13 protein-coding genes are annotated in these 13,561 nt (G+C 59.4%); 4 read left to right on the top strand and 9 right to left on the bottom strand.

Features of this window, described 5'->3' with window-relative positions; genetic code table 11:
* Positions 1 to 62: 62 nt before the first annotated feature.
* Together ATU_RS19265 and ATU_RS19260 are read left to right on the top strand one after the other, a co-directional pair.
* The gene (locus ATU_RS19265) at positions 63 to 980 is read left to right on the top strand and encodes a LysR family transcriptional regulator (protein ID WP_010973579.1); all 918 of its coding nucleotides are present in this window, start codon (positions 63 to 65) and stop codon (positions 978 to 980) included.
* A gap of 136 nt (positions 981 to 1,116) precedes the next feature.
* Positions 1,117 to 2,139 carry an LLM class flavin-dependent oxidoreductase gene (locus ATU_RS19260; RefSeq protein WP_006313850.1) on the top strand — a complete coding sequence of 341 codons (1,023 nt, stop codon included), beginning with the start codon at positions 1,117 to 1,119 and terminating at the stop codon, positions 2,137 to 2,139.
* A gap of 51 nt (positions 2,140 to 2,190) precedes the next feature.
* Here ATU_RS19260 and ATU_RS19255 read toward each other — a convergent pair whose 3' ends face one another.
* Positions 2,191 to 3,309, bottom strand: coding sequence for a mandelate racemase/muconate lactonizing enzyme family protein (locus tag ATU_RS19255; RefSeq protein WP_010973578.1), 1,119 nt, complete (start codon positions 3,307 to 3,309; stop codon positions 2,191 to 2,193).
* A 227-nt stretch (positions 3,310 to 3,536) separates the two neighbouring features.
* Between ATU_RS19255 and ATU_RS19250 the strand changes: the two genes are divergently transcribed.
* Positions 3,537 to 4,211 carry a GntR family transcriptional regulator gene (locus ATU_RS19250; RefSeq protein ID WP_010973577.1) on the top strand — a complete coding sequence of 225 codons (675 nt, stop codon included), beginning with the start codon at positions 3,537 to 3,539 and terminating at the stop codon, positions 4,209 to 4,211.
* A gap of 62 nt (positions 4,212 to 4,273) precedes the next feature.
* Here the strand turns inward: ATU_RS19250 and ATU_RS19245 are convergent, their stop codons facing one another.
* The 8 genes from ATU_RS19245 to ATU_RS19210 form a co-directional block, all read right to left on the bottom strand.
* Positions 4,274 to 5,119 (bottom strand): ATP-binding cassette domain-containing protein, encoded by an 846-nt coding sequence (locus tag ATU_RS19245; RefSeq protein WP_010973576.1) that lies wholly within the window; start codon positions 5,117 to 5,119, stop codon positions 4,274 to 4,276.
* The gene (locus ATU_RS19240) at positions 5,116 to 5,955 is read right to left on the bottom strand and encodes an ABC transporter ATP-binding protein (RefSeq protein ID WP_006313845.1); all 840 of its coding nucleotides are present in this window, start codon (positions 5,953 to 5,955) and stop codon (positions 5,116 to 5,118) included. Before ATU_RS19240 ends, ATU_RS19245 begins: the two co-directional genes overlap by 4 nt.
* A 3-nt stretch (positions 5,956 to 5,958) precedes the next feature.
* Positions 5,959 to 6,873 carry an ABC transporter permease subunit gene (locus tag ATU_RS19235; protein ID WP_010973575.1) on the bottom strand — a complete coding sequence of 305 codons (915 nt, stop codon included), beginning with the start codon at positions 6,871 to 6,873 and terminating at the stop codon, positions 5,959 to 5,961.
* On the bottom strand, positions 6,870 to 7,877 hold the full coding sequence (locus ATU_RS19230) for an ABC transporter permease subunit (protein WP_010973574.1): 1,008 nt from the start codon (positions 7,875 to 7,877) through the stop codon (positions 6,870 to 6,872). The genes ATU_RS19235 and ATU_RS19230 overlap by 4 nt, the downstream gene beginning before the upstream one ends.
* Positions 7,878 to 7,939: 62 nt before the next feature.
* Positions 7,940 to 9,544, bottom strand: coding sequence for an ABC transporter substrate-binding protein (locus ATU_RS19225; RefSeq protein WP_006313842.1), 1,605 nt, complete (start codon positions 9,542 to 9,544; stop codon positions 7,940 to 7,942).
* A gap of 117 nt (positions 9,545 to 9,661) precedes the next feature.
* On the bottom strand, positions 9,662 to 10,849 hold the full coding sequence (locus ATU_RS19220) for a M24 family metallopeptidase (RefSeq protein ID WP_010973573.1): 1,188 nt from the start codon (positions 10,847 to 10,849) through the stop codon (positions 9,662 to 9,664).
* Positions 10,850 to 11,391: 542 nt separating this feature from the next.
* The gene (locus tag ATU_RS19215; protein WP_010973571.1) at positions 11,392 to 12,141 is read right to left on the bottom strand and encodes an SDR family oxidoreductase; all 750 of its coding nucleotides are present in this window, start codon (positions 12,139 to 12,141) and stop codon (positions 11,392 to 11,394) included.
* A gap of 13 nt (positions 12,142 to 12,154) precedes the next feature.
* Positions 12,155 to 12,751, bottom strand: a complete 597-nt coding sequence (locus ATU_RS19210) for a nucleoside 2-deoxyribosyltransferase (RefSeq protein WP_035255741.1) — start codon at positions 12,749 to 12,751, stop codon at positions 12,155 to 12,157.
* Between the two features lie 163 nt (positions 12,752 to 12,914).
* Here ATU_RS19210 and ATU_RS19205 point away from each other — a divergent pair, with 163 nt between their 5' ends.
* Complete coding sequence (locus ATU_RS19205; protein WP_010973569.1) at positions 12,915 to 13,541, top strand: ribonuclease D; 627 nt, start codon at positions 12,915 to 12,917, stop codon at positions 13,539 to 13,541.
* The last annotated feature ends 20 nt before the right edge of the window (positions 13,542 to 13,561 follow it).

Below are 13,561 nucleotides of genomic sequence, written 5' to 3'. Positions count from 1 at the left end.
CATCATCAAATTGCGAACAGGAACTGTTCATTTTTGAACAGAACTCTTGACGGGAGACGGAAATGGCCACCCCTTTCACCTGGGACGACCTGCAATATTTTCTGGCGGTGGCCCGCACCGGACAGCTCTCATCGGCCGCCCGCAGCCTGCGCACCAGTCACGCCACCGTCTCCCGCCATATCGACCGGCTGGAATTCTCGCTTAAAACCAAGCTGTTCGAGCGAAATCCGCGCGGTTACGAACTAACGACAGTGGGACGGCGGCTGGTGGATACCGTCGAGCGCATCGAGGCGGAAGCGGAACGGCTGCAATCGGATATTTCCGAAAGCGGCAGCCTGCTGCGCGGCGTGGTGCGCCTGAGCGCTCCTGAAGGTTTTTCCAATTTTTTCTTCGTGGAAAGGCTGAAGGACTTTGCCGCAACCCATCCCCACATCATGGTGGAAATGGTGACGATCCAGCAGATCATGGCTTTGTCCCGGAAAGAGGCGGATGTGGCGGTCACACTCGATCCGCCGAAAGCGGGTCCATACATCAACGAACAGATCATCGATTACACGCTGCATATCTATGCCTCGCGCTCCTATCTTGCCGGCCACCCGAAAATCACCCGGCGCGAGGATCTGCCGAATCATTTCTTCATCGGTTACGTGCAGGATTTGATCTTCTCGCCCGGCCTCGATTATATGCGCGACGTGTGGCCCGGCCTGCGCCCCAACTTCCAGTCCTCGAGCATTTTCGCGCAGCTGACCGCCACGCTCAGCGGCCGTGGTCTCTGCATCCTGCCGAACTTCATCGCCGCGCGCTTTCCGGATTTGCAGATGGTGCTACCAGGCGATGTCGAGCTGCGGCGCGGTTACTGGCTGACCAGCCATCAAGATTTTGCCAACGTGCCGCGTGTGCGCTCGCTGATGGATTTCATCCTTACAACGGCGCGTGCGCATGAAAATCTCTTCATCCTCGATCGCAAGTCGATCGCCTGAAACGGCCATCGTTCACATTTCGGCGACACCGTGTCTCCGGATGACCAGTTGGAGGAAATCCGGCCCTGCTTATATGACAGACAACAACGAAGCCGGTTTGTGAAAGCCGGCATCCTCCGACATCTGGAAGGTCATCATGAAAAAGATCGGATTCCTATCCTTCGGCCACTGGACGCCCTCGCCCCAGTCGCAGACACGCTCCGCGGCCGACACGCTGCTGCAATCGATCGACCTCGCCGTGGCTGCGGAAGAACTGGGGGCCGATGGCGCCTATTTCCGCGTGCACCATTTCGCCCGCCAGCTGGCCTCGCCCTTCCCGCTTCTGGCCGCCGTCGGCGCCCGCACGAAGAAGATCGAGATCGGCACCGGCGTCATCGACATGCGTTATGAAAACCCGTTCTACATGGTGGAGGATGCCGGCTCGGCAGACCTCATCGCCGGTGGGCGCCTGCAGCTCGGCATCAGCCGCGGTTCGCCGGAGCAGGTGATCGATGGCTGGCGTTATTTCGGTTATCGCCCGGCCGAAGGTGAGAGCGAAGAGGACATGGCGCGGCAGCATACCGAGGTGTTCCTCGAGCTTCTGAAGGGTGAAGGCTTCGCTGAGCCGAACCCACGGCCGATGTTCCCGAACCCGCCCGGCCTTTTGCGTCTGGAACCGCATTCAGAAGGTCTGCGCGAGCGCATCTGGTGGGGCTCGAGCTCCAATGCGACGGCAGTCTGGGCGGCAAAGCTTGGCATGAACCTGCAAAGCTCCACCCTGAAGACGGACGAAACGGGTGAGCCTTTCCACGTCCAGCAGGCGCAGCAGATCCGCACTTTCAGGGAAGCCTGGAAAGAAGCCGGTCATACGCGTGAGCCGCGTGTATCTGTCAGCCGCAGCATCTTCGCGCTCGTTAATGATCGTGACCGGTCCTATTTCGGTTACGGCAATGAAGGTGACGACAAAATTGGTTACATCGACGACAAGACGCGCGCGATCTTCGGGCGCAGTTATGCCGCCGAACCCGAAAAGCTGATCGAACAGTTGAAGGCGGACGAAGCGATCGCCGAGGCCGACACGCTGCTCCTGACCGTGCCGAACCAGCTGGGCGTCGATTACAACGCCCATGTGATCGAGACGATCCTGAAGCAGGTAGCGCCGGCTCTCGGCTGGCGATAACGGCTAGTTCTCGAAATGAGTAAGGCGGCGCATTCTCTGCGCCGCCTTTTTTTATTTCACCGCCTTGCCATAACGGGTGAAGCTTTCAGCCAGCGGCGTGGTGCTAGCGCCCGGCTGCTCCGGCCGTTTGTAGACACCGTCACGCACATGGATCGGCTCTTCGAAATGATCCTTGATCCACGGAATATATTCGAGGATGGTCGACGCCGGGTGCCAGTAGCTCAGATGCACATGCACCTGGCTCATCTCACCCGCATGCGGCACGACGGGCAGGCGGTGGGCGAGTGCGAGATCAGCCACCTGGATATATTCGGTGATGCCGCCAAGCCGCGTCACGTCAGGCTGGACATAGGCAACTGCGCCGGCATCGATGAAGGAACGAAACGCATCCACCGTATAAAGCTGCTCCCCCAGCGCAATCGGAATGGAGGTGTTGCGCGCCAGCCGGGCATGGCTGGTGACGTCGTCATACCAGAGCGGTTCCTCAAACCAGTAGATATCCAAATCTTTCGCTGCCGCGCAGAAACGCTGACAGGTTGGCAGGTCCCACTTGCCGTTGCCATCAATGGCAATACGAACAGCGGAATCGACACGTTCGCGAACGGCGGTAAGGCGGGCAATATCGATATTCGGATCGTCATGCCCGACCTTGATTTTCAGCCGCGTGAAACCGTCTTCCTCCACCGCCCTGGCGCTGCCCGCCAGCAAGTCTTCCAGCGTGAAGGACAGCCAGCCAATATCGGTATTATAAGCCTCCACCCCTGCCGTGCGGGCGCCACCGAGATAGTGCCAGAGCGGCACGCCGGCCTTCTTCGCCTTGATATCCCAGAGCGCTACATCGACCGCGGCGAGCGCCAGATGGGTGATGCCCGCCCGGCCGACCCATTGCAGAGAGGGATAACGGGCAAGTTTCGTCCACAGCCTTGAATGGTCGGATGCATCCTCGCCCAGCAGAAGGGGCGCATAACAATCGCTGATGCAGGATGTAATCAGCCTGTCGGACGGCAGATGCGCATGGGTGCCGGTGAAACCATAACCCTCGATCCCGTCACTCGTGGTGATTTTCGCGCCAACAACGCCCCAATGGGTGATGCTGTGGGTGGAATCGGAGATGGACTCCGATGTCAGCGGCAGATGCAGGATGAAAGGTTCGACAGCAGTTATTTTCATGATCGGTCATTCCTCGTTGCTTGAACGGCTTGCGAGGAGAAACAGACACGCTTCCGCGATCTGTGGCCGCGGCGACGGTATTGGTGAAGCGACCTCCCGCCCTCCTCCGGCGGTTGGTATCCAATGGAGATAGAGCTAACGGAAAAACGATCTTTGTAAAATAAAAAATTTTTTATTTTTAATATTCAGCCATTGCCTGTCCCGCCAAGCTGGGTGATGATGCCCTCATGAACACGCTGGTCAAAGTCACACTCGCCGATCAGGCACATCGGGAACTGCGCGCCCGTATCGTCAGCGGCAGATTGCGCGGCGGCGAACGCCTGCTGCCCAATGAGCTTGCCGCCGATCTTGGCATCAGCCCCACGCCCGTCAAGGAAGCCTGCCTGAAACTCGAAGCCGATGGCCTGGTGGTCAATTCCTCAAGGCGCGGCATGGTGGTGCGTGATTTTACCGTGGAGGATGTGGAGGAGCTTTACGCCGCCAGAATGCTGCTGGAAAAAGGTGCGGTGGAAGTGGCTTTCGATGCCGGGCAATTAAACGACGCCTTGCATGCGCAACTGGTGGAAAGCCTTGCGCAACACCGCGCATTCGCCAAGGGCTCAACGCTCGATGAATTGTCGAAAGCGCTTTTTTTCGATCGCAGCTTCCATGCAACCCTCGTTTCCGCCGCTCGCATTCCGGTCATTTCCGGCACGCATGAACGTATTCTCGACCAGACCCACACGGTGTTCGTGTCGATCCTCGGCGATTACGCACGCTCCGTCGAAGAACACCAGAATATCGCCGACGCCGTCGCCGCCCGCAGCAAGGTCCAGATCGTCGATGCGCTTTGGCGGCATCTGGAGCGCAGCCGGCAGAACACGTTGCGGCAAGTGCGTCTGCTGAAAGAGGCCGCTGGCTGAGCCGAAAAAGAAAAGGCCGGAAATCCGGCCCTTTCGACTGTTGATCGTTCCACCCATCGACCTCAGGCCGTCGCGGCCTGCCGTGCCGCCTTGCGGCGCTCCACGCGGGCGCGGATGGCGTCGACATCCGTGATCGGTGTCGCGGCAAAAAGCTGACGCGTATAGGGATGCTTCGGATTAGCGAAAAGTTCCTCGCGCGAGCCCTGCTCCACGGCCTCGCCCTTGGAGATGACCAGCACGTCGTCGGCGATATAGCGGACCACGGAAAGATCGTGGCTGACGAAAACATAGGTCAGCTCGAATTCTTCCTGAAGATCGCGCAACAGGTTCAAGACCTGCGCCTGCACCGAAAGATCGAGTGCCGAGACCGGCTCGTCCAGAACCAGCAGCGCCGGATTCAGCATCAGCGCACGCGCAATGGCGATGCGCTGGCGCTGGCCGCCCGAGAACATGTGCGGATAACGGTTGAAATGCTCAGGGCCGAGACCGACCTTGACCAGCATGGCCTCAGCCCGCTCGCGGCGCTCGGCAGCCGGTATTTTCGTGTTGATGATGAGCGGTTCCATCAGCACGTCGCCCACTTTCTGGCGCGGGTTGAGACTGCCATAGGGGTTCTGGAACACCATCTGCACCTTGGAGCGCATCTGCGTGTCCGGCCGACGCCTGGCGATATCGACCGGCTTACCGTCGATCTTGAGCTCACCGCCCGATGCCGGGTCGATCAACGCGATGATACGGGCAAGCGTCGACTTGCCCGAACCGGATTCGCCGACAATAGCCAGCGTCTTGCCGCGCTCAACGGCAAAATCGATGCCCTTCAGGGCCTGAACCGTCTTTGCGCCGCCGAACAGGCCGCCGGGAACGTGATAATGGCGGGTAATACCCTTGCCTTCGACAACGATACTCATCGAACGCCCTCCTTGCCGAAGAAATCGGAGACCGTGGGCAGACGGTCGCCAGTGGCATTTTCCGGCAGGGCCGAAAGCAGTGCCTTGGTATAGGGATGCTGCGGGGCTTCGAAGAGGCTCAAGACATCCGCCTCCTCCATCTTGCGGCCCTTATATTGCACGACGACGCGGTCTGCGGTTTCCGCCACCACACCCATGTCATGGGTGATGAGGATCAGCGCCATGCCATATTCTTCCTGCAGCTTCATCAGCAGGTCGAGGATCTGCTTCTGGATCGTCACGTCGAGCGCGGTCGTCGGCTCGTCGGCGATCAAAAGGCGCGGCTTGGACGCAATCGCGATGGCGATCATCACACGCTGGCACTGGCCACCCGACATCTGATGCGGATAAGCCTTGAGCTTGGTTTCCGGCTCGGGAATGCCGACGGCCTGGAAGAGTTCCAGAGCACGCGCACGCGCGGCGGCACCGCTCATGCCGAGATTGAGGCGCAGAACTTCCTCGATCTGGAAACCGACCGTGAAGGACGGGTTGAGCGAGGCGACGGGTTCCTGGAAGATCATGGTGATCTCCCGGCCGATCACCCTGCGGCGCTCCTGCGACGACATGTTCAAAAGGTTCTTGCCGTCGAAGGTCATCTCATCGGCGGTAATCGTCGCCGTATCGGGCAGAAGCCCCATGACGGCGAGCATCGATACCGACTTGCCGGAACCGGACTCACCAACGATGGCCAGTACCTCGTGCTTGTCGACGGAAACATCGATGCCGTCGACAGCCGTGAAGGCACCGGTGGCCGTGGCGAATTTAACGGTGAGGTTCTTGATTTTCAGCAGGCTCATTGCTCAGCTCCGCTTCAGTTTGGGATCGAGCGCATCACGCAGGCCGTCACCCATCAGGTTGATGGCCAGCACCGAGATCAGGATCGTCAGGCCGGGAAGGGTCACGACCCACCAGGCACGCAGGATGAACTCCCGCGCTTCGGCGAGCATCGTGCCCCACTCGGAGGCGGGCGGCTGTGCACCCATGCCGAGGAAGCCGAGCGCCGCAGCATCGAGAACGGCGGACGAGAAGGACAGCGTCGCCTGAACGATCAGCGGCGCAAGGCAGTTCGGCAGGATGGTCTTGAACATCAGCCGCAGATTGCCGGCACCGGCCACGCGGGCAGCGGTGACATATTCACGTCGCAACTCGCTCATGACAGCGGCGCGCGTCAGGCGCGCAAAATGCGGCTGATAGACGATGGCGATGGCGATCATGGCGTTGGTCAATCCGGGACCCAAGATCGCAACCAGCACCAGAGCGAGCAGCAGCGACGGAAACGCCAGGATGACGTCCATCACGCGCATGATGACGGTATCCACCCAGCCGCCGAAAAACCCGGCGACGAGACCGATGACGATGCCGCCAACAAGGGCGATGGAAACGACGACGACGCCGATGAACAGCGAGTACTGCGCGCCGTAGATCAGCCGGGACAGCATGTCACGGCCGACAGCATCGGTGCCGAGCAGGAACGCAGCACGGCCTCCATCCTGCCAGACCGGCGGGACGAGCAGAGCATCTCTATATTGCTGGGTCGGATCATGCGGCGCAATTACGGCTGCAAAAACCGCGATCAGAACCAGAAGAATGAAGACGGCAAGGCCGATGACGGCACCGCGGTTCTGGCGGAAATAGAACCAGAAATCGGCGATCATCCGGCGGCGAATGGCAGCATCCGAAAGGCGGACGCCGGGGGTGGTGATCACATCGGTCATTTGTGACGGATCCTCGGATTGATGAGGCCATAGGTCAGATCGACGAGCAGGTTGACGACCATCACCAGACCCGCGATCAGAAGCAGGCCGCTCTGCACGACGGGATAGTCGCGGCGCGAGATGGAATCGATCATCCACTTGCCGATGCCCGGCCAGGAAAAGATGGTTTCGGTCAGGATGGCACCAGCCATCAGCACGCCGATCTGCAGGCCGATGGTGGTGATGACCGGGATCATGGCGTTGCGCAGCGCATGAATGCCGACGACGCGGGAGGCCGACATGCCCTTTGCCCGTGCCGTGCGAACATAATCCTCACCCAGGACTTCCAGCATCGCCGAGCGCGTCTGGCGCGCGATCACCGCCAAGGGAATCGTGGCAAGCACCACCGAGGGCAGGATGAGATGCGACAGGGCCGACGCAAAAGCGCCCTTCTGTCCTGAAATCAGGCTGTCGATCAGCATGAAACCGGTGACGGAGGGGAAGAAATACATCAGCGAAATACGGCCCGACACCGGTGTCCATTGCAGGATGCCGGAGAACATGATGATGAGCAGCAGCCCCCACCAGAAAATCGGCATGGAGAAACCGACAAGCGCCGTCGTCATGGAAATCTGGTCGAACCAGGAACCACGACGAATGGCGGCGATGACGCCGACCGGCACGCCGATCACTGTTGCAATGATGATGGCGACAAGGCCAAGCTCGACCGTCGCGGGGAAGAGCGCCAGGAACTCGGTCAGAACGGGTTTCTTGGTGACCAGCGAATTGCCGAGGTCGCCCTGAAGCAGCCGTCCGAGAAAATGAAGATATTGCTCCCAGATGGGCTGGGCGAAGCCGAGCTGTTCGGCAAGCTGCGCATGCCGCTCAGGCGATATGCCACGTTCGCCCGCCATCAGCAGCACGGGATCTCCCGGCAGGACGCGCACGAAGGCGAAGGCGACGATGGTAATCCCGAGGAAGGTCGGAACGAGATAGAGAAGTTTGCCGAAAATGAACCGGATCATGGTTTTTTCCTGAAAAGACGCGCGGAAGAACAGGGTTCTTCCGCGCGTCCAGTTGTTTGGGATTACTCAGCGATATCGACGTTTTCGAAGGTGAAGTCGCCAAGCGGGCTCATGGTGAAGCCGGAAACCTTGGCGGACATCGGAACGAACTGCGTGGAGTGCGCAAGCGTCGCCCACGGAGCCTGTTCCTTGAAGATCACCTGCGCCTGCTCGTAAAGCTTGGTGCGCTCGGCAACATCAGTGGTCTGCTTTGCCTTGGAAAGAAGTTCGGAGAACTCCTTGTTGCACCATTGCGCACGGTTTGCACCGCCTTCGCCGGTTGCGGCGCAGGAGAGCAGAACGCCCATGAAGTTGTCAGGGTCACCGTTGTCGCCGGTCCAGCCGAGAATGACGGCACCGTCGCGGTTAACTTCGGTCGACTTCTTGAGGTATTCACCCCATTCGAAGGAGACGATCTCGGCCTTGACGCCAACCTTTGCGAAATCCGACTGGATCAGCTCGGCGGTGCGGCGGGCGTTCGGCATATAGGGACGCTGAACCGGCATCGCCCAGATCTTCATCGTCAGATCCTTGACGCCAGCAGCTTCGAGAGCCTTCTTGGCCGCTTCCGGATCGTATGCGTCGTCCTTGATGCTGTCGTTATAGGACCACATGGTCGGCGGGATCGGGTTCTTGGCAACCGTGCCGGCACCCTGGAACACGGCGTCGATGATCGCCTGCTTGTTCATCGCCATGTTCAGCGCCTTGCGCACTTCCGGCTTGTCGAAAGGCGCGACGGTCGTGTTGTAGGCGAAGTAGGCGACGTTCAGACCCGGCTGCTCGTCGAGCTTGAGGTTCTTGTCGGCGCGGATCGTGGAAAGGTCAGCAGGGGCCGGGTAAGGCATCAGGTGGCATTCGCCGGCCTTCAGCTTCTGCAGGCGAACGGCCGCGTCAGGCGTGATCGCGAAAATCAGATCGTCGATCTTCGGTGCATCACCCCAGTAGTCGGCATTCTTCTGGTAGCGGATGACCGCGTCCTTCTGATAGGCGACGAACTTGAACGGACCGGTGCCGATCGGCAGGTTGTTGAAGTCTTCCTTGGTGCCGGCCTTCTCAAGCGTATCGGCATATTCCTTCGAGACGATCGACGCGAAAGGCATGGCGATGTTGGCGAGGAACGGCGCTTCCGGGCGCGTCAGCACGAACTTGACGGTATAATCGTCAACCTTGACGATTTCCTTGATCAGCGACGGCATTTCCATGGAGTTGTAATATTCGTAGGTGATGCCTGCGATATACTGGTTCCACGGGTTCTTGGTATCACCCTGACGATTGTAACTGAAGATCACGTCATCGGCGTTGAAATCGCGGCTCGGCGTGAACTTGTCGTTGGAGTGGAACTTCACACCCTTGCGCAGGTGGAAGGTATATTCCAGACCATCGCTCGAAACGTCCCATTTTTCGGCAAGGCCCGGCTCGACCTCGGTCGTGCCCTTCTTGAACTCGGTCAGACGGTTGTAGACCGGATGCGCGGAAGCGTCGAAGGTGCCGCCTGCGGTATAAGGCGACGGATCGAAGCCTTCCGGCGATGCCTCGGAGCAATAAACGAAGGTCTTTGCCATGGCTGGCATGGCGGAAGCCATGGCAAGCGCAGAGGCGATAAGCAAACTGCGGGTCAGCGTTTTCATCTGGTGGTCCTTTCCCTCTTTTTCTAAGTTCCTGCGGCCCCGTTGGGGGCCTACCTCTTCTGGTCAGCGACGACGCGGAAACCCGTGTCGCCGTTCGGTCTTTCGCCTTCCGACCAATTACCCGGCGACCGGCTGAAACAGCCGGTCGAGGTTCGTTTCCGGTGGGCAGAACCAGCGTGGCCCCGCCTCCGTCATGTAAGCAATATCTTCGAGACGGACGCCGCACTCGCCATAAACGCACAACATCGGCTCGATGGAAAAACACATGCCCGGCTCAAGCGCCGTGGCATTTCCTGCAACGATATAGGGTTCTTCGTGAATATCCAGCCCAAGCCCGTGGCCGGTGCGGTGCGGCAGGCCGGGAACCTGATAATCGGGGCCGAAACCGGCCGCTTTCAGGCTGTCGCGCGCCGCCTTGTCGACATCCTGGCAGGCGGCACCCAGTGTGGCGGCCGCAAAGGCCGCAGCCTGCGCGTCGCGTTCGGCGTTCCAGAGAAAACGCTGGCGCTCGGTCGGCGTGCCGAAGACATAGGTGCGGGTGATATCAGAACGATAGCCGTGAAGAATGGCGCCGAGATCGACCAGCACCATATCGCCTTCTACAAGCGTCTGCGCATAGGGCACGCCATGCGGATAGGCCGTCGCTTCGCCGAACTGCACCGCCACGAAAAGCGGCTTCAGGCCGAGCGCAATATGGGCGGCGTTGACGAAATCGGCGACTTCGGTGGTCGAGATCCCCGGACGCAGCCCTTCGAAAACAGCCTTCTGCACGCCATAGCTCGCATCCATCGCCGTCTGTATGAGTGCGATTTCGGCAGCAGACTTGACCTGCCGCTGCGCGACGATCATCGGCTGGGCGGAAATGATCCGGCCTTCCAGGCGCTGCATCAGGGCGGATGCGAAGACAAAGGGGGTTGCGGGATCGATCGCGACAAGATGACCGGGACAGGAAAGCGCACCAATGCGGCTTGCCATCAGGTCGAAGGGACTTTCATCCTCTTCCCAGACGGCAACGTCACCCGCAATGCGGATGAGCGTCTGCAGTTTCGGCTCTTCGAAGGTTGGGCTGATATAGAGCGGCGCACCCTCGGCAGGAATGAGAGCACCGTGAATGCGCTCGGAAAGGCCAAGCGAGAGACCGGTATAATAGGTCAGCGACGATGATGCATCGAGCCAGACTGCCTTCACATTTTGCTGGATCATCCGCGCCTGAAGGCCGCGTAGTCGCAATCTGAACTCGTCTTCAGCGATCGATGAAACCGCGATCGGCTGAAATCGCTTCAGCGCCTCTTGAAACTCTGCCATTCTCTCCCCGCCGCTTTCGGGCTCACGGACACAAGCGTGCCGGCAGCCTCCCAAGCGTTCTTTTCCACATGCTTAAACACAGGCATGGGCCTAAGCAATGGGCCGGCAGGGTGCAGCGCCACAAAACTGTGCATATTCATCTAGACATAACGAAATCGTGATCGACGCAGGCCCGATTCCCGCACAGCTTGCCTTGACGTGTAAATCTGAAATCCCCCGGAAATCTAAGGGGTATAGCGTAGCCTGCCGCATAAAGCGGGGCCGACAAAAAAACTTCCAAAGAAAAAGATGCCCAGAAAAGGAAAAAGCCTGCCGCGGGAGGAGGTGCGGCAGGCTTCAAACTTGATCGGCGATTGGGAGGAGGAGTACCACCGATCCACATCGAGCGACACTGGGAGGAGGAGTGCGTCGCTTCGATGATTTGAATATAGCGGCCTCAGCGATTTTTTCCAGAGCAAGTCTCGCAATGCAGCATTGCATTTTTGCATAGCTCGAAAATTCCTGCTTTGTTTTTTGGCACTCCCACGGAAATCATTGAGAAATCAGCTTTCCCGATAGACCTGGAAACCCGCGAAGGACTGGTTGACGGGCATCAGTTCAAGGCTGTTGATGTTGATATGCTTCGGCTGCGAGGCGACCCAATAGATCGTATTGGCGATATCGTCGGCCGTAATCGGATTGACGCCCTTGTAGAGATTATCCGAGGCTTCCTGATTGCCGCCGGTGCGCACCAGCGTGAATTCCGTTTCGCACATGCCGGGTTCGATCGAGGTCACCCTGACACCCTTGCCGTGCAGGTCGGAGCGAAGACCGAGCGAGAACTGCCGCAGGAAGGCTTTGGTGCCACCATACACATTGCCACCCAAATAGGGGTAATGGGCGGCCACCGACGAGAGGTTGACGACAATGCCCTTCTGCTTGATCAGCGTCGGCAGAAGATGATGGGTAATGTTCAGGAGACCGGTGATGTTGGTGTCCACCATGGTCTGCCAGTCCTTCAGCGCCACCTGCGGCGCGGGCGCGGTGCCAAGCGCCAGACCGGCATTGTTGACGAGAATGTCGATATCCCTGAAACCATCAGGCAAAGCCGCGAGCGCCTTTTCGGTCGCATCCTCGTCGGTGATGTCGAAGGCGATACCATGAAAGGCCTGGCCGAGTTCAGCCGCCAGCGCCTCCAGCCGTTCCGCCCGCCGGCCGGTGCCGATGACCTTCCAGCCTTCCTTGACGAAACGCCGCGCCGTGGCCTGCCCGAAACCGGACGTCGCGCCGGTGATGAGGATGGTGCCGCTCATGATGATGCCTCCACTATATAAGTTTTTCAGGGTCAGTTTGTGTCAGTAATTTTTCAGCCGCCGCCGCGAGACAACGTTTATAGGCGGCCAGATCCGTATAAAGCGCCTCTTCCGGCGCATCGCCAACGATGATCAAACCGCCGCGCCGCAGGATCCCGCCATGCAGCATGAGATTGTCGACCATGTCGAAATTCTCGATCGACAGCCCGTCCGGTCCACGATACCGGCCTGTTTCATCCAGCGCCACAACGTCGCTATAATGCGCCTTGATGCGGGTGAAATGATTGGCGGCGACATTGGTATAGGCGAAAACCGGCTTGCCCAGCGCACACATGAAGCCCAGCTCGTAGCTCGTGCCGGTATCGGCGGCGATGCCGCGGAACGGGGTGAGATTGGCAATCACCGCATCCGCCTCCAGCATCATCCGCTCATCGACTTCATTGATGTTGCAGCCATGGCCGATCCTGGTATCCGCCGGCGGAATCTGCAGGTCACCCGGGGAAAGCGGGACAAAGCCTGCCTCCCGCGCCAGTGACGCCTTGAGGTCGAGCATTTCACGCGCATTCGGGAGAAAGACTTCCGGGCCGGCGAGATAGATTTTCTTTGTCATCGGGAATTCATGCGATCTGTCAGGAAAGGATGATCCGAAACTAACCCGGGGTGTTTCGCAAAGGCAAGCCGCAGCAACACGGAAACGGTCCATAAAGCGGTATCGCCCAGACGCTCTTTCCTTTATAGCCGGTGCCACAGACAGGAAATTTCCGGAGCAAGACATGGCAGCCACCATCCGTTATCACGAAGGCGATATTTCCGCCGAAGATGCCGCGCGCTACAAGGGCGCCATCGCCATCGATACGGAAACGCTGGGGCTGGTGCCGCGACGCGACCGTCTCTGCGTCGTGCAGCTTTCGTCCGGCGACGGCACGGCTGATGTCATCCGCATCGCGGCCGGCCAGAAGCAAGCCCCGAACCTCGTCCACATGTTGGCTGATCCCGCCCGCCAGAAGATTTTTCACTATGGCCGTTTCGATATCGCCGTTCTGTTCCACACCTTCGGGGTCACGACCACGCCGGTCTTCTGCACCAAGATCGCCTCGCGCCTCTGCCGCACCTACACAGATCGGCATGGGCTGAAGGACAATCTCAAGGAAATGCTGGAAGTCGATATTTCCAAGGCGCAGCAATCCTCCGACTGGGCGGCCGAGACGCTGTCGCCCGCGCAGCTCGAATATGCCGCCTCCGACGTGCTCTATCTGCATGCCCTGCGCGACAAGCTGACGGCGCGTCTTATCCGCGATGGCCGCATCGAGCATGCCGACGCCTGTTTCGCCTTTCTGCCGACCCGTGCGAAGCTTGATCTTCTCGGCTGGGACGAGACGGATATTTTCGCCCATAGCTGAGCGTGTCTGCACTTGGCTTA

Source organism: Agrobacterium fabrum str. C58, from assembly GCF_000092025.1.
Lineage (GTDB): Bacteria > Pseudomonadota > Alphaproteobacteria > Rhizobiales > Rhizobiaceae > Agrobacterium > Agrobacterium fabrum.
Note: the sequence above shows the minus strand (reverse complement) of the source record. Positions and strands in the feature narration are given on the sequence as shown.